Raw genomic sequence first — 17051 nt, 5'->3', positions numbered from 1 at the left:
CTGCTCTTGTCCGGAGAAGGTTGGGCAATTTAGAAAAATTGGATTTTGAAGACGAAATGTTATTCAGCGGCCCATTGCTCCAGCTTTTTGTCACCGGGAAGCAGGAGTGCGACCAGTCCGAGCAGCGGCAGGAAGCCGCAGGCTACAAACACAGTGGTAATATCAGTGTGATCTATCAGTTTGCCGATGACCAAAGAGCCGATACCGCCAAGACCAAATGCCAGTCCGGTAATCAGACCTGAAACGGTACCGATATTTCCCGGGTACAGCATCTGTGCGTAGACAACGGTTACCGAAAAGCTGGACAGGAGTACAAATCCCGAGATAATCAGCAGCACAGCTGCCCAAAAAGCATTGGCGAACGGAAGAATAAGGGCAAGCGGCACTGTACCTACCATAGAGAGCAGAATGAGATTTCGCCGTCCGAAACGGTCAGCAAGCGGTCCGCCAAAAAAGGTGCCGACAGCTCCCGCAGCCAGATATAAAAAGATATATATTTGGGCGCTATCGAGCTCCATGCCGTAATGATCCATTAAATAGAAAGCATAGTATCCTCCGATCGAAGCCCCGTACCAGGAGCGCACGAATACAATAAAAACCAGAATAACGGTGGCCATAAATACGGCTTTCCGGCGTGCAGGGTCAATGGTGCCTTTTGAGGATTTCTTGCGGAACGTATACCCGGCATTTAGCATTCCGCGGTACCACCGGGCGACATAAGTCTGAATGACAATTCCGGCGGCGGCAAAAAGAGTGAACCCGAGCGCTCCGATCTGCCCGAAAGGAATGAACACCCCGTAGTTCAACAGAGGACCCAGAGCCTGCCCCGCGTTTCCGCCGACCTGAAAGATCGACTGCGAGAGACCTTTACGCTGTCCTGCCGCCATATGTGCCACTCGCATACCCTCAGGGTGGAAAGCTGCAGATCCCAGTCCAACAAATATAATAGAGATGATCACCAAAGGGTAGCTGTCAGCAAAGGCCAGAAGAAAAACCCCTGCAAATGTACAGCACATGCCGAGCGGCAGCAGAATGGGTCTGGGTTTACGGTCAGCAGCAAAACCGATCACCGGTTGGATCAGGGATGAGGTAATATTCAAGGCAAAGGCGAGCCAGCCGATCTGGGTGAAGGACAGCAGCAGATTATCCTTGAGCGTAGGGAATAGCGCCGGAATTACCGCCTGAATGGAATCGTTAAAAAGATGAACAAAGCTGATAGCCAGCAGAATCCTGTATATTGTGGCCTGCTGTTGATTACGCTGCTCCTTGGTTTCAAGAGCAGGTGCAGGAACGCCCTGCCTGACGTTAGTATTCATTGAAACTCCTTTCGATACGAATAATTAAGAGGGTTTCTGCAGAAGCAGTACAGGTTCTATTGTAGCCACTCTTAGGGCATCATGGAATCAATTTATGCAGAGCAGCTAATGTAAAGGAGCCGAAAAGTTGATTTGTGAAAAAAAGCTTGCATTCATTTGATCGGCATGATATATTATCTCTTGTGCTTATGAGACATCGACGCCGAGCAAACGGGCTTAGAAAAAATAAGTTGACAAGAAATAAAGAAATATGATATGATCTAATTCCGGTCGCGAAAACGAAAGTTGAATACCGGGAGCAAGTTCTTTGAAAACTGAACAAATGGAACGCGTTAATTTTTACAAGATTCATTAAATGAATCGTCAGTTTCAAAATGAGCGAATCGCTCTTTTCAATACTTTATTGGAGAGTTTGATCCTGGCTCAGGACGAACGCTGGCGGCGTGCCTAATACATGCAAGTCGAGCGGAGCTTATCCTTCGGGGTGAGCTTAGCGGCGGACGGGTGAGTAACACGTAGGCAACCTGCCCCTTAGCCTGGGATAACTACCGGAAACGGTAGCTAATACCGGATAATCCCTTTCCTCGCCTGAGGGAAGGATAAAAGGCGGAGCAATCTGTCGATAAGGGATGGGCCTGCGGCGCATTAGCTAGTTGGTGAGGTAACGGCTCACCAAGGCGACGATGCGTAGCCGACCTGAGAGGGTGAACGGCCACACTGGGACTGAGACACGGCCCAGACTCCTACGGGAGGCAGCAGTAGGGAATCTTCCGCAATGGGCGAAAGCCTGACGGAGCAACGCCGCGTGAGTGATGAAGGTTTTCGGATCGTAAAGCTCTGTTGCCAGGGAAGAACGTCCGGTAGAGTAACTGCTACCGGAGTGACGGTACCTGAGAAGAAAGCCCCGGCTAACTACGTGCCAGCAGCCGCGGTAATACGTAGGGGGCAAGCGTTGTCCGGAATTATTGGGCGTAAAGCGCGCGCAGGCGGCTATTTAAGTCTGGTGTTTAAACCTTGGGCTCAACCTGAGGTCGCACTGGAAACTGGGTGGCTTGAGTACAGAAGAGGAAAGTGGAATTCCACGTGTAGCGGTGAAATGCGTAGAGATGTGGAGGAACACCAGTGGCGAAGGCGACTTTCTGGGCTGTAACTGACGCTGAGGCGCGAAAGCGTGGGGAGCAAACAGGATTAGATACCCTGGTAGTCCACGCCGTAAACGATGAGTGCTAGGTGTTAGGGGTTTCGATACCCTTGGTGCCGAAGTTAACACAGTAAGCACTCCGCCTGGGGAGTACGGTCGCAAGACTGAAACTCAAAGGAATTGACGGGGACCCGCACAAGCAGTGGAGTATGTGGTTTAATTCGAAGCAACGCGAAGAACCTTACCAGGTCTTGACATCCCTCTGAATCCTCTAGAGATAGAGGCGGCCTTCGGGACAGAGGAGACAGGTGGTGCATGGTTGTCGTCAGCTCGTGTCGTGAGATGTTGGGTTAAGTCCCGCAACGAGCGCAACCCTTGACTTTAGTTGCCAGCAGGTAAGGCTGGGCACTCTAGAGTGACTGCCGGTGACAAACCGGAGGAAGGTGGGGATGACGTCAAATCATCATGCCCCTTATGACCTGGGCTACACACGTACTACAATGGCCAGTACAACGGGAAGCGAAGCCGCGAGGTGGAGCCAATCCCAGCAAAGCTGGTCTCAGTTCGGATTGCAGGCTGCAACTCGCCTGCATGAAGTCGGAATTGCTAGTAATCGCGGATCAGCATGCCGCGGTGAATACGTTCCCGGGTCTTGTACACACCGCCCGTCACACCACGAGAGTTTACAACACCCGAAGTCGGTGGGGTAACCCGCAAGGGAGCCAGCCGCCGAAGGTGGGGTAGATGATTGGGGTGAAGTCGTAACAAGGTAGCCGTATCGGAAGGTGCGGCTGGATCACCTCCTTTCTATGGAGAATCGTTTCCTGCAACGGAAACATTCAAATCGGAAGCTAAGCTTCCAAAATACTTAACGCGTACCCATTTGTTCGGTTTTGATGGAATTTGCGGGGCCATAGCTCAGCTGGGAGAGCGCCTGCCTTGCAAGCAGGAGGTCAGCGGTTCGATCCCGCTTGGCTCCACCAACAAACTTCATCTATTTGCTTTGTCTTGATCCTTGAAAACTGGATACCGAAACGAATTTGCGTTTTAGAACATTCCTTTAAGCTGAACTTGTGTAAACAAGTTTTGAATTAATGGCGATGCTAACGATGATCTTAACGAAAATAAAGGCTTTGAAGAAATTCAATGTCCGATATTTTCCGAAGGAAAAATCGAGGTTAAGCTAATAAGAGCACACGGAGGATGCCTAGGCGCCAGGAGCCGACGAAGGACGTGGCGAACAACGAAACTGCCTCGGGGAGCTGTAAGCAAGCTTTGATCCGGGGGTGTCCGAATGGGGAAACCCAGCTGTGGTAATTCGCAGTTACTCACATCTGAATACATAGGGTGTGTAGAGGCAGACCAGGGGAACTGAAACATCTAAGTACCCTGAGGAAGAGAAAACAATAGTGATTCCGTCAGTAGCGGCGAGCGAACGCGGAACAGCCTAAACCAGGGGGCTTGCCTCCTGGGGTTGTGGGACGTCTCACATGGAGTTACAAAGGAATATGGTAGGCGAAGAGGTCTGGAAAGGCCCGCGATAGAGGTAAAAGCCCTGTAGCCGAAATGATATTCTCTCCGAGACGGATCCCGAGTAGTGCGGGGCACGTGAAACCCCGTATGAATCCGGCAGGACCATCTGTCAAGGCTAAATACTACCTGGCGACCGATAGTGAAACAGTACCGTGAGGGAAAGGTGAAAAGCACCCCGGAAGGGGAGTGAAATAGAACCTGAAACCGTGTGCTTACAAAAAGTCAGAGCCCGATCTATGGGTGATGGCGTGCCTTTTGTAGAATGAACCGGCGAGTTACGTTTAACATGCAAGGTTAAGGTGAGAAGCCGGAGCCGCAGCGAAAGCGAGTCTGAATAGGGCGACTCAGTATGTGGACGTAGACCCGAAACCGTGTGATCTACCCCTGTCCAGGGTGAAGGTGCGGTAACACGCACTGGAGGCCCGAACCCACGTACGTTGAAAAGTGCGGGGATGAGGTGGGGGTAGCGGAGAAATTCCAATCGAACTCGGAGATAGCTGGTTCTCCCCGAAATAGCTTTAGGGCTAGCCTCGGTGAATGGAGTGATGGAGGTAGAGCACTGATTGGGTGCGGGGCCCGCAAGGGTTACCAAGCTCAGTCAAACTCCGAATGCCATTACCTTCTTGCCGGGAGTCAGACAGTGAGTGCTAAGATCCATTGTCAAAAGGGAAACAGCCCAGACCATCAGCTAAGGTCCCCAAGTGTGTGTTAAGTGGGAAAGGATGTGGAGTTGCACAGACAACCAGGATGTTGGCTTAGAAGCAGCCACCATTTAAAGAGTGCGTAATAGCTCACTGGTCGAGTGACTCTGCGCCGAAAATGTAACGGGGCTAAACACACCACCGAAGCTATGGCTTGATGCTTTGCATCAGGGGTAGGGGAGCGTTGTATGTGGGTTGAAGGTGTACCGTAAGGAGCGCTGGACAGCATACAAGTGAGAATGCCGGTATGAGTAACGAAAAGATCAGTGAGAATCTGATCCGCCGAAAGCCCAAGGTTTCCTGAGGAAGGCTCGTCCGCTCAGGGTAAGTCGGGACCTAAGGCGAGGCCGACAGGCGTAGTCGAAGGACAACAGTTTGAAATTACTGTACCACCGTAATCCGCTATGAGCGATGGGGTGACGCAGGAGGGTAGTGACGCGGACTGATGGATGTCCGTCTAAGCAGTGAGGCTGGTGTGTAGGCAAATCCGCACATCGTAAGGCTGGGCTGTGATGGGGAGCGAAAATTATAGTAGCGAAGGTCATGATCTCACACTGCCAAGAAAAGCCTCTAGTCAGGAGAAGGTGCCCGTACCGCAAACCGACACAGGTAGGCGAGAAGAGAATTCTAAGGCGCGCGGAAGAACTCTCGTTAAGGAACTCGGCAAAATGACCCCGTAACTTCGGGAGAAGGGGTGCCTCGGTAGGGTGAATAGCCCGAGGGGGCCGCAGTGAAAAGGCCCAAGCGACTGTTTAGCAAAAACACAGGTCTGTGCGAAGCCGCAAGGCGAAGTATACGGGCTGACGCCTGCCCGGTGCTGGAAGGTTAAGGGGAGTGGTTAGGAGCAATCCGAAGCTATGAACCGAAGCCCCAGTAAACGGCGGCCGTAACTATAACGGTCCTAAGGTAGCGAAATTCCTTGTCAGGTAAATTCTGACCCGCACGAATGGCGTAACGACTTGGGCGCTGTCTCAACGAGAGATCCGGTGAAATTTTAATACCTGTGAAGATGCAGGTTACCCGCGACAAGACGGAAAGACCCCATGGAGCTTTACTGCAGCTTGATATTGAATTTGGGTACGATCTGTACAGGATAGGTGGGAGCCGTAGAAGCAGGAGCGCAAGCTTCTGTGGAGGCGCCGTTGGGATACCACCCTGATCGTATCTAGGTTCTAACCTGGTACCCTAAGCGGGTACGGGGACCGTGTCAGGCGGGCAGTTTGACTGGGGCGGTCGCCTCCTAAAGAGTAACGGAGGCGTTCAAAGGTTCCCTCAGAATGGTTGGAAATCATTCGAAGAGTGCAAAGGCATAAGGGAGCTTGACTGCGAGACCTACAAGTCGAGCAGGGACGAAAGTCGGACTTAGTGATCCGGTGGTACCGCATGGAAGGGCCATCGCTCAACGGATAAAAGCTACCCTGGGGATAACAGGCTTATCTCCCCCAAGAGTCCACATCGACGGGGAGGTTTGGCACCTCGATGTCGGCTCATCGCATCCTGGGGCTGAAGTAGGTCCCAAGGGTTGGGCTGTTCGCCCATTAAAGCGGTACGCGAGCTGGGTTCAGAACGTCGTGAGACAGTTCGGTCCCTATCTGTCGTGGGCGCAGGAAATTTGAGAGGAGCTGTCCTTAGTACGAGAGGACCGGGATGGACGTACCGCTGGTGCACCAGTTGTTTCGCCAGAAGCATGGCTGGGTAGCTACGTACGGACGGGATAAGCGCTGAAAGCATCTAAGCGTGAAGCCCCCCTCAAGATGAGATTTCCCAATTAGTAAGACCCCTTGAAGACGACGAGGTAGATAGGTTGGAGGTGGAAGTGCAGCAATGCATGGAGCTGACCAATACTAATCGGTCGAGGGCTTATCCAAAAACTACCCCAAAAAGTGAAGAAGAGGCTGACGAAGCCGATTCCGAATACTTTCCGGGGGCCCCATAACAAGGGCAAACGCAGATTCGTTTCGGATTCAGTTTTCAGGTGATTAAGCCTGTAACGCAACGACATTTATTCGCACTTCGGGTGATGAACCAAATGTCTAGCGGCAGCGTCTGTTTCACAGACGCATGTTTGGTGGCGATAGCGGAAGGGTTCCACGCGTACCCATCCCGAACACGACCGTTAAGCCTTCCAGCGCCGATGGTACTTGGACCGAAGGGTCCTGGGAGAGTAGGACGCCGCCAAGCGCGTGAGTCCACTGTTGAGCAATCGACAGTGGACTTTTTGCGTCTGTGAATAATTGTGGAAAACTTGTGGATAATTCAGATTGCTGCTGAAAAAGTACACACATGTGGATAGCTTTTTCATTTAACGACTTATCCCCTGTTAAGGGCGAGGAAAGGCATGAATATGTAATTTAGTCAAGAAAATTTCCTAGTAATACACTGTTTTTGGGGATAATATGTGGAATTTGTTGATAACGGTTGCATAACCGTGGATAAGTGTTTTTGGCCGGGGGGCTTTGCCCGGCTTTTTTTGTTGCTGTTTTTACTTTGTGGATAACTCCTGCGATTTTTCTATTAGTCTCCAGAAAGTTTACAGAAAGTCTGCAGAAAATTAGCATACAGCAATCTGGCTTGTTATACTCTCTATAAGCATTAATAAATTTCTGTTTATGAGGTGAACTGACGTGGAAATAAGGCAGCTGAAGCCAGAAGAATTTGAATCAAACTTGACTCTTTCTGAATACGCGTTTCAGTACAAAGTGTCAGCAGAGGCCCGGATAACCCAAAAAGAGAAGTTTAAGCCGGAAAGAGTATGGGGTGTTTTTGAGGAGGGGGAGTTGAAGGCAGGACTCACACTTCTGCCTTTGGAAGTACATATACAGGACAGAATTGTTTCTATGGGGGGAATTGCCGGAGTAGCCACATGGCCGGAGAACCGTAGACAGGGCTACGTCGCGACTCTATTAAAGCATATCCTGCAGGTAATGAATGAGAACGGCCAGTCACTTTCAATGCTGCATCCGTTTCTGATTCCCTTTTACCGCCGGTTCGGCTGGGAGGTTTATTGCGAATACAAAAAGTACACAATTCCTGTGGGTAAATTTCCGGTGAAGACAGAGATCGAAGGCAGTGTGCGGCGTGATGCTGCAGATTTGGAAACACTGGATCTGCTCTACAACCGCTTTGCGTCCCGTTATAACGGAACGCTGAAGAGAAGCATGGGATGGTGGAAGGAGAGTGTCTTGGATGAGGACATGCACCATTGCCTGTTTATCTCGGATGAAGGCGAACCAGAGGGTTACGTACTGTATAAGCTGGAGAAAAGGGAGCTCGTTATTGATGAATTTGTCTATCTGAATGAAAAGGCACGCCGTGGGCTCTGGACATTCCTTGCCAATCACGATTCCATGATCACCGGTGCTTCGCTGAAGCTGGTGCCGTCGGATGATATCCTGCCGTTTCTGCTGCCGGACCCGCGGATTCCACAGGAGAATTATCCTTATTTTATGGCGCGGATTGTTAATGCACAGGCCTTCATAGAATCGTTTATCTTCAATAAACAGCCGGAAGTCCGAAAATATACTTTGTACATTAAAGATGATCATGCTCCATGGAACGATGGAAGCTGGGCGCTGACTGTGAATACAGATGGAGCAGCTTCGCTGGTCCGCTCTGAGGCAGCAGACGGGCAGACAGACCTGAGCTGCAGCATTGGAACGCTGACTGTTCTGCTGATGGGATATAAGCGTCCGAAGGAGCTGGTCAGATACGGCAGCCTGACGGGCGATCCGGAAGCGCTGAAATGGCTGGAAGAGGCTGTACCGCATGCCGAGACCGCCTTGATTGACTTTTTCTGATGCCGCTGAAGCTCTGCCGCTGTTTTGCAGCAGGGAGAGCTTCTTTTTTTACATATGAAATCACCGGGCCGTAAGAATATCCCGAATACATTGGCGGCATTAAGTAAAAAATAAGAGTAACCCCTTGGAATTCAGTGAGAATATGTTATAATATGAAAAAAGTCAAAGAAAGTCAAAGTCAACGAAGGCTCACCAGAGCTATTCTGTTACCTCAGCTTTTTAGTTATTTATAGCAGTGGATCTGCAGGGTTCAATATATATTCCTTTAAGGACGTTGTCGCTGTTCATGCGGCAGCCAAGCCGGGATTCGTGCTTTCACTCTTGGGTTAAGTTCTTTAGAGGCTACTCCGGGCGGATTCGCAGCACAGACGTACACTATTGCATTAAGCACTGGAGGATGAGTGATGCGTAATATCTCTGATATTATCGAACAATATCTGAAGAATATTTTGCATGAAAGTCCCGAAGGTACGGTGGAAATCCAGCGCAATGACCTGGCGGACCAGTTCTCATGCGTGCCGTCACAGATTAATTATGTCATCAGTACACGTTTTACCTTGGAGAAGGGCTATGTGGTGGAGAGCAAGCGCGGCGGCGGCGGTTATATCCGGATTCAGCGTTTTGAGCTGCCCCAGAATGTGGCGCTGTACGCTCATCTCAAATCTACAATAGGAAATGATATTGATCAGAATTCTGCCGAAGGGCTGATCTATCAGCTCGAGGAAGCCCGTTTCCTAAGCAAACGTGAAGCGTGTCTTATGCGCGCCGCTGTTTCCCGGGAATGCCTGACGGTTAATCTGCCGTACCGGGATGAGATTCGTGCCAAGATTATGAAGGCGATGCTAATCTCTTTGTTGGGCAAATAATGGTCATCATAAGGGAGGGACTCCGCTATGCTGTGTCAGGAATGCGGCGTCAAACCGGCTACTCTGCACTTTACCAAGATTGTGAGTGGAGAGAAGACGGAGTTTCATATTTGTGAAAGCTGTGCCCGTGAAAAAGGGGAGATGATTCCCGGAACCGCAGGGGGCTTCTCGATCCACAGCCTGTTATCCGGTCTGCTCGATCTTGAAGGGGCGGGCAAGGAGAAGTCAGCAGCGACCAAAAATGTACAGGGTCTGCACTGCGAGAGCTGCGGCATGACCTATTCCCAGTTCAGCAAGCTTGGACGGTTTGGCTGCAGCTCCTGCTATAAATATTTTGACAGCACGCTGGACCCGCTGTTCAGAAGAGTTCACGGCAGCACCGCACATGTGGGCAAACTGCCCAAACGCGCCGGTGCACAGATCATGTGCAAGCGTCAGATCAATGAATTGAAGCATGAACTGCAGGAAAGCATCATCCAGGAAGAATTTGAAACGGCAGCCGAGCTGCGGGACAAAATCCGCAAACTTGAAAAAGAAATGGCACAAGAGTAAAGTCTTTCATATATAGGGGGGATACGACATGTCAAGTCTCCGGTTTACCGAACAAGCGCTTAGCAACTGGATGCGCTGCGGCGGCAGCCACTCTGAAATTGTGATCAGCAGCCGTATGCGTATCGCCCGCAATCTGGAGCATCTGCCGTTTCCGCTGCTGGCCTCGGCTGAGCAGGCAGAAGAAGCCCTGGAACAGCTTGCCCCTGTGTTTCAAGGAGAAGCCGCAGGGGGCCTTGGTACCTTTGAACTGCTGCGGCTGGATGAGATTAGCGAGCTGGACAAAAAAGTGCTGGTGGAGAAGCATCTGATCAGCCCAAATCTGGCCAATGATTCCCGCGGCGGTGCGGTTATCCTGAACGAGGATGAGTCGGTCAGCATTATGATCAACGAAGAGGATCATCTCCGGATCCAGTGCCTGTTTCCCGGATTGCAGGTCAAGGAGGCCTGGGAGCGGGCAACGGCCATTGATGATATTTTTGAAGCCTCCGTCAATTATGCCTTTGATGACAGGAGAGGCTATCTGACAAGTTGTCCTACCAATGTAGGCACCGGTCTTCGTGCTTCGGTGATGCTGCATCTGCCGGCACTCGTGATGACCCACCAGATCAACCGTATTTTATCGGCTGTTAACCAGGTGGGCCTTACGGTAAGAGGAATTTACGGTGAGGGCAGCGAAGCAGTAGGGAACCTTTTTCAAATTTCCAATCAGATTACACTGGGACAGACCGAAAGTGAAATTATCGAGAATCTCCATAGTGTAGTTACACAGATTATTGAGCATGAACGTAACGCCCGCGAGCGGCTGCTGAGTGATTCAGCACTGCGGATTACCGACCGGATTAAACGGTCCTACGGTATTCTGGCATATGCTGCTGTTATGGAGCTCAAGGAGTCGGCACAGCGGCTCTCCGATCTGCGGCTGGGTGTGGATCTGGGCATTCTTGAAGGTCCCTCGATCTCCGTACTGAATGAGCTGAATGTGAAGACACAGCCGGGGTTCCTGCAAAAAATGTTCGGTGACGAGCTGTCAGCGACTGAACGCGATATGTACCGGGCGAAGCTGCTCCGGGAAACACTGGGATTACAACATTAATTATAGATATTTATTATCCGTGGAGGTGCAGGAGATATGATGTTTGGAAGATTTACGGAACGCGCACAAAAAGTGCTGGCGCTGGCGCAAGAAGAAGCTGTACGGCTGGGACATAACAACATTGGTACAGAACATATTTTGCTCGGACTGATTCGTGAGGGAGACGGCATTGCCGCCAAGGCACTGATTGGACTGGGTCTGGGTCTGGAGAAAATCCAGGATGAAGTGGAGACGCTGATCGGCAGAGGACAGGAACAGCCTACCAACATCGCGTACACTCCACGTGCCAAAAAAGTTATCGAGCTGTCGATGGATGAAGCACGCAAGCTGGGTCATACTTACGTCGGCACAGAGCATATCCTGCTCGGCCTAATCCGCGAAGGCGAGGGTGTAGCTGCCCGTGTACTTAACAACCTGGGAATCAGCCTGAACAAGGCACGCCAGCAGGTACTGCAGCTGCTGGGCAGCAGTGAAGCTACTTCAAGCCACAGCGGCACGCCTGCCAATGTCAGCACGCCAACGCTGGACGGTCTGGCACGTGATCTGACTGCCTATGCGAAAGACGGCAACCTTGACCCGGTTATTGGCCGCAGCAAAGAAATCGAACGCGTAATTCAGGTACTGAGCCGCCGGACCAAAAATAATCCGGTGCTGATCGGTGAGCCGGGGGTTGGTAAAACAGCAATCGCTGAAGGCCTGGCCCAAAAAATCATCAACAACGAAATTCCGGAAACGCTGCGCGACAAGCGCGTTATGACCCTGGATATGGGTTCAGTGGTGGCCGGAACCAAATACCGCGGTGAGTTTGAAGACCGCCTCAAAAAAATTATGGACGAAATTCGTCAGGCTGGTAACATTGTACTCTTCATCGATGAGCTGCACACCCTGATCGGGGCAGGCGGTGCGGAAGGTGCGATTGATGCCTCCAACATCCTGAAGCCGGCCCTGGCCCGCGGAGAGTTGCAGTGCATTGGTGCAACTACCCTTGACGAATACCGCAAATATATTGAAAAAGACGCAGCCCTGGAGCGCCGCTTCCAGCCGATCACGGTGGATCAGCCTTCTCCGGAGGAAGCCGTACAGATCCTTTACGGACTGCGTGACCGTTATGAAGCCCATCACCGGGTGAAAATTACAGATGAAGCGATTGTCGAAGCAGTTAAGCTGTCTGACCGCTACATTCCTGACCGGTTCCTGCCGGACAAAGCGATTGACCTGATTGATGAAGCAGGTTCCAAGGTTAGGCTGAACTCCTACACCATCCCGCCGAATCTTAAGGAACTGGAAATGCGCCTTGACGATATCCGCAAGGAGAAGGATTCTGCAGTACAGAGCCAAGAGTTTGAAAAGGCTGCTGCGCTGCGCGATACCGAGCAGAAGATCCGCGAGGAGCTTGATACAACCAAGAACCAGTGGAAAGAGAAGCAGGGACGTACCGATTCCCAGGTTACTCCTGAGGATATCGCTCAGGTAGTGGCCAGCTGGACCGGAATTCCGGTAAGCAAGCTGAAGGAAGAGGAGACTGACCGTTTGCTCAATATGGAAGCCCTGCTCCATGAACGTGTAATCGGCCAGGATGAGGCTGTGAAGGCTGTCAGCCGGGCGCTGCGCCGGGCACGTGCGGGTCTCAAGGATCCTAAGCGCCCAATGGGCTCCTTCATCTTCCTTGGACCAACCGGGGTAGGTAAAACCGAGCTGGCCCGTGCACTTGCCGAAGCGATGTTCGGTGACGAGAACGCCGTAATCCGTATCGACATGTCGGAATACATGGAGAAACACTCCACGTCCCGTCTCGTAGGGGCGCCTCCAGGGTATGTAGGGTATGAAGAAGGCGGACAGCTGACCGAGAAGGTACGCCGCAAGCCATATTCTGTAGTATTGCTGGATGAGATCGAGAAGGCTCACCCTGAAGTGTTCAACATCCTGCTGCAGGTGCTGGAAGACGGCCGCCTGACCGATTCCAAAGGCCGCGTAGTCGATTTCCGCAACACGCTGATTATCCTTACCTCTAACGTAGGGGCACAGGCAATCAAGAGAAATTCAACCCTCGGCTTCACTGCTGTGCAGGATGCCGGAGCAGATTACAGCAACATGAAGGGCAAAGTAATGGAAGAGCTGAAGAAGAGCTTCCGCCCTGAGTTCCTGAACCGTATCGACGAAATCATTGTCTTCCACTCGCTGGAAGAGAAGCATATCGCCGAAATCGTTACACTCATGTCCGACGAGCTGCGCAAGCGGCTGCGTGAATACGATGTGGACTTCGAGCTTACAGACGGAGCCAAAGCATTCCTGGCCAAGGAAGGGTACGATCCGGCATTCGGTGCCCGTCCGCTGCGCCGGGCGATCCAGAAGCATATCGAAGACCGCCTGTCCGAAGAGCTGCTGAAGGGCAATATCAAGAAGGGGGATTCCCTCAAGATTGATCAGGTGGATGGCGAGCTTGTGGTAACCACTGTAGAAGCACCGGCCGCCGCACTTGAAAAAGAAGCTGAAGCAGACAATAAGTAAGAAAGACCGCTTGAAACAAAGCTGCCGCTCCTCCGTATAGAGGAGCGGGGCTTTTTTTTGTTAACCGGTTGTACGTATTGAGCAGAAATTGACTAAACAGGCCTAAAATCAGGCAGGTTATAGAGACAGTCAAAAACTAGAGCCTAAGTAACCTTTCGTTCGCGATGGAGAAATGGTAAACTTTGAATAAGGGCTAATTATATGCAATTTTAGCAACTTCGTACCGTAAGGAGACCACATGGCAAAAGCAAAAACAAAATTTTTCTGTACCGACTGCGGCTACGAATCGCCAAAATGGTTCGGCAAATGCCCGGGCTGCCAGGCATGGAACACCATGGTGGAAGAAACGGAAAGCGTAGTCAAAACACAAGGAATGAATGCACCTATTTTTCAGAGTAAAGAAAAGGCGCAGTCGATCATAAATATAGAAAGTGACAAAGAACCGCGCATCCTGACAGGCATCGGTGAGCTTAACCGTGTGCTTGGCGGAGGCATTGTCCCCGGCTCGCTGGTGCTTGTCGGAGGAGATCCCGGTATCGGTAAGTCTACCCTTCTGCTGCAGACCTCTCATGCCTTGACTACCCAGGGACTCCGTGTGCTCTACATTTCCGGGGAAGAATCGGTACGTCAGACTAAGCTCCGGGCCGACCGCCTCGGGGCGTTGTCAGGTGAGCTGTACGTGCTGTGTGAAACCAATATGGAGAGTATTGAAGAGGCGATTGAGCAGATTCAGCCGCAATTCCTCGTCATTGACTCCATTCAGACTGTATTTATGCCTGAGGTGACGAGTGCACCCGGCAGTGTGACACAGGTCAGGGAGTGTACGACACGTTTTATGCGCATTGCCAAAATCCGTGGAATTGCGACAGTACTGGTTGGTCATGTTACCAAAGAGGGGGCCATTGCCGGACCCCGGATGCTCGAGCATATGGTAGATTGTGTACTGTATTTCGAGGGGGAACGTCACCATACCTACCGTCTGCTGCGCGCAGTTAAGAACCGTTTCGGTTCTACCAACGAGATCGGCATTTTTGAAATGGGCGAGATCGGCCTCACAGAAGTAGAGAATCCCTCGGAGCTGTTCCTGTCGGAACGTCCGCTGGGTGTGGCCGGTTCTGCCGTCGTGGCCAGTATGGAAGGAACCAGACCGGTGCTTGTTGAGCTGCAGGCGCTGGTTGCCGCCACCCATTTTCCCTCGCCGCGGCGGATGTGCACAGGGATGGATCATCAGCGCATGGCGCTTATTATTGCAGTACTTGAGAAGCGGATGGGCATGTTTCTGCAGAACCAGGATGCCTACCTCAATGTGGCAGGAGGCGTGAAGCTGGATGAGCCGGCCATTGATCTGGCAGTTGCAGTCAGCATCGCCTCAAGCTTCCGAGATATTTCCACCAAACCCTATGATGTCTTCTTTGGCGAAGTCGGTCTTACCGGCGAGGTCAGAGGCGTCTCACGTGCCGAAACGCGGGTCAAAGAGGCGGCTAAGCTGGGCTTCCGGAGGGTAATTATGCCTGAAAAGAGCATGAAAGGCTGGAAGCATCCACAGGATATCCAGATTATCGGCGTCAGCACCGTAGCAGATGCATTAAAGGTCGCGTTAGATTAGGGGGCTAATAGGAAGATGAAAGAATATACTCAATTAGAGAACATGAATGACCTGCTGAGGATGGCAGCGCCGGGCACACCCTTCCGCGAAGGTCTGGAAAATGTGCTCCGGGCCAAGACGGGGGCACTTATCGTAGTCGGATACAGTCCTGAAGTGATGGAGGTTGTGGACGGCGGCTTCTCCATCAACTGTGATTTTTCACCCAACTATTTGTATGAGCTGGCAAAGATGGACGGCGCCATTATATTAAGTGAGGACCTTAAACGGATCCTTTATGCCAATACCCAGCTGATTCCCGATTCGTCCATCTCTTCGATTGAGACCGGAATCCGTCACCGGACGGCGGAGCGTGTTGCGAAGCAGACCGGCAAGCTGGTTGTTTCCATTTCGCAGCGGCGTAATATCATTACGCTGTACCAGGGCTCTATCCGTTATGCGCTCAAAGAAATCGGGGCCATTCTGGCCAAAGCCAATCAGGCGATTCAGACGCTGGAGAAGTATAAAGCAGTGCTTACCCAGGGGCTGACCAACCTCTCCGCTTCGGAATATGAGGGGATTGTTACTGTTCCGGAGGTCGTTGGAGTAATCCAGCGGGTGGAGATGGTACTGCGGATCAAGATGGAAATCAAGCGCTACATCAATGAGCTGGGCAACGAAGGCCGCCTGATCAGCATGCAGATGGAAGAACTGGTGGGAAATACAGAGGAAGAAGCCTGGCTCTTATACAGAGACTATGCAAGAGAAGAGCAGGAGGACAAAATCCGTGAAATCATCGCCGGGCTTAAACGCAGCAGTGATGATGAGCTGATGGATGACAATCATATCGCCCGCCTGCTGGGCTATTCTTCGACGGCAATCGCCTCGGAAGAAGCGGTCACACCGCGCGGCTACCGTCTGCTGAACAAGATTCCTCGGCTGCCGAATGTCATCATTCACAATCTGGTGGAGCGCTTTGAAATGCTGCCTAATCTGATGACAGCAAGCATAGCAGAGCTGGATGAAGTGGACGGGATTGGTGAGATGAGGGCGCGCAATATTCAAGATGGGCTTAAACGGCTGCAAAAGCAAGTTCTTATTGACAGGCAAATGTAAATAACATACAATCACGTAATATTGATGGCCTTAAGGTTTAAAGTAAGCAGACAGAGGTGAAGAAATGATACAAAAATCAATTCCAAGTCTTTTTACCATTGGTAACCTGATGCTTGGAATGTTTGGTATCATGATGGCGTTAGACGGCAAGCTCAGCATGGCCGCTATCATGGTGATTATTGCTATGCTTTTAGACGGACTGGACGGCCGGGTCGCGCGTGCACTTAAATGTGAAAGTGAGTTTGGCAAGGAGCTGGATTCTTTATCCGATGTAGTCTCCTTTGGGGTAGCCCCTGCATTAATTATGTATGTGACCAGCCTGCAGGATTTGAACTCTGCACTGGGCTGGACGGTAACGGCGATTTTCCCGGTATTCGGGGCGCTCCGTCTCGCACGCTTTAATGTCCGTCCGGGAATTCCCGGATATTTCGTCGGATTGCCGATTCCTGCAGCGGGTGGCGTACTGGCCACACTGGCTCTTTTCAATAAAGATGTTTCCGCTCCATTTATGATTGTTGCGTCGCTGCTCTTATCCTATCTCATGGTCAGCACTGTAAAATATCCTAACTTCAAGAAAGTCGGCCTGCCCAAAAAAGCAGTGCTTATCGCACCGGTAGTCATTGTAGTGGCTGTAGCCGTAGCTGTTGTTTTCCCGGAGCAGATTGCCAAAATGATCTTTGCGCTGCTGGCGCTGTACGCCCTGTACGGCTTCAAGCAGAACATCGACCGGCTGACGGCACGCCGACGGCACCGCCGCAGAAGACGTTCTGAAGACAAGGTATATCAATCAAAGAATGGTTAACCCAAAAAGGCTTTGCCCTCACTGATGACAGTGAACGGCAAAGC

9 protein-coding genes, 1 tRNA gene and 3 rRNA genes are annotated in these 17051 nt (G+C 51.4%); 12 read left to right on the top strand and 1 reads right to left on the bottom strand.

Going from position 1 to position 17051, the window contains the following annotated elements; genetic code table 11:
* Positions 1-59: 59 nt before the first annotated feature.
* Positions 60-1316, bottom strand: coding sequence for an MFS transporter (locus AC4G46_RS29430; protein WP_491125745.1), 1257 nt, complete (start codon positions 1314-1316; stop codon positions 60-62).
* 400 nt (positions 1317-1716) lie between these two features.
* On the opposite strand from AC4G46_RS29430, the gene AC4G46_RS29425 reads away from it, so the two are divergent.
* The 12 genes from AC4G46_RS29425 to pssA all read left to right on the top strand — a co-directional run bounded on the left by AC4G46_RS29425 (position 1717) and on the right by pssA (position 17007).
* Positions 1717-3264: ribosomal RNA gene (locus tag AC4G46_RS29425) — 16S ribosomal RNA — on the top strand.
* A gap of 100 nt (positions 3265-3364) precedes the next feature.
* Positions 3365-3440: transfer RNA gene (locus AC4G46_RS29420), tRNA-Ala, on the top strand.
* A gap of 193 nt (positions 3441-3633) precedes the next feature.
* Positions 3634-6559: ribosomal RNA gene (locus AC4G46_RS29415) — 23S ribosomal RNA — on the top strand.
* Positions 6560-6755: 196 nt separating this feature from the next.
* Positions 6756-6872 (top strand): 5S ribosomal RNA (gene rrf, locus AC4G46_RS29410).
* Together the 16S, 23S and 5S rRNA genes with 1 tRNA gene alongside form the textbook arrangement of a ribosomal RNA operon.
* A gap of 443 nt (positions 6873-7315) precedes the next feature.
* The gene (locus AC4G46_RS29405; RefSeq protein ID WP_491125744.1) at positions 7316-8488 is read left to right on the top strand and encodes a GNAT family N-acetyltransferase; all 1173 of its coding nucleotides are present in this window, start codon (positions 7316-7318) and stop codon (positions 8486-8488) included.
* 404 nt (positions 8489-8892) lie between these two features.
* Positions 8893-9354, top strand: a complete 462-nt coding sequence (locus AC4G46_RS29400) for a CtsR family transcriptional regulator (RefSeq protein WP_068727723.1) — start codon at positions 8893-8895, stop codon at positions 9352-9354.
* A 27-nt stretch (positions 9355-9381) separates the two neighbouring features.
* Entirely contained in the window at positions 9382-9906 is a 525-nt protein-coding gene (gene mcsA / locus AC4G46_RS29395; RefSeq protein WP_090719484.1) for a protein-arginine kinase activator protein McsA, read from the top strand.
* Between the two features lie 28 nt (positions 9907-9934).
* On the top strand, positions 9935-10999 hold the full coding sequence (gene mcsB / locus AC4G46_RS29390) for a protein-arginine kinase McsB (RefSeq protein WP_491125743.1): 1065 nt from the start codon (positions 9935-9937) through the stop codon (positions 10997-10999).
* Positions 11000-11035: 36 nt separating this feature from the next.
* Positions 11036-13507 (top strand): ATP-dependent protease ATP-binding subunit ClpC, encoded by a 2472-nt coding sequence (gene clpC / locus AC4G46_RS29385; RefSeq protein ID WP_491125742.1) that lies wholly within the window; start codon positions 11036-11038, stop codon positions 13505-13507.
* A gap of 238 nt (positions 13508-13745) precedes the next feature.
* On the top strand, positions 13746-15113 hold the full coding sequence (gene radA, locus AC4G46_RS29380) for a DNA repair protein RadA (protein WP_068727719.1): 1368 nt from the start codon (positions 13746-13748) through the stop codon (positions 15111-15113).
* 15 nt (positions 15114-15128) lie between these two features.
* Positions 15129-16205: a DNA integrity scanning diadenylate cyclase DisA gene (gene disA, locus AC4G46_RS29375; protein WP_342563235.1), complete on the top strand. Its 1077-nt coding sequence runs from the start codon at positions 15129-15131 to the stop codon at positions 16203-16205.
* Positions 16206-16269: 64 nt separating this feature from the next.
* Positions 16270-17007 (top strand): CDP-diacylglycerol--serine O-phosphatidyltransferase, encoded by a 738-nt coding sequence (pssA, locus tag AC4G46_RS29370; RefSeq protein ID WP_090719478.1) that lies wholly within the window; start codon positions 16270-16272, stop codon positions 17005-17007.
* Positions 17008-17051 lie beyond the last annotated feature (44 nt).

It is taken from the genome of Paenibacillus sp. fava2 (assembly GCF_058313675.1).
The sequence above is the reverse complement of the archived record's forward strand: the minus strand, read 5'-3'. Positions and strand labels throughout refer to the sequence as shown.

Excerpts from the sequence above, each read along its gene's own strand:
- AC4G46_RS29430 (WP_491125745.1), bottom strand. The coding sequence starts at position 1,316 with ATGAATACTAACGTCAGGCAGGGCGTTCCTGCACCTGCTCTTGAAACC.
- mcsB (WP_491125743.1), top strand. The coding sequence starts at position 9,935 with ATGTCAAGTCTCCGGTTTACCGAACAAGCGCTTAGCAACTGGATGCGC.
- mcsA (WP_090719484.1), top strand. The coding sequence starts at position 9,382 with ATGCTGTGTCAGGAATGCGGCGTCAAACCGGCTACTCTGCACTTTACC.
- AC4G46_RS29400 (WP_068727723.1), top strand. The coding sequence starts at position 8,893 with ATGCGTAATATCTCTGATATTATCGAACAATATCTGAAGAATATTTTG.
- pssA (WP_090719478.1), top strand. The coding sequence starts at position 16,270 with ATGATACAAAAATCAATTCCAAGTCTTTTTACCATTGGTAACCTGATG.
- clpC (WP_491125742.1), top strand. The coding sequence starts at position 11,036 with ATGATGTTTGGAAGATTTACGGAACGCGCACAAAAAGTGCTGGCGCTG.
- radA (WP_068727719.1), top strand. The coding sequence starts at position 13,746 with ATGGCAAAAGCAAAAACAAAATTTTTCTGTACCGACTGCGGCTACGAA.
- disA (WP_342563235.1), top strand. The coding sequence starts at position 15,129 with ATGAAAGAATATACTCAATTAGAGAACATGAATGACCTGCTGAGGATG.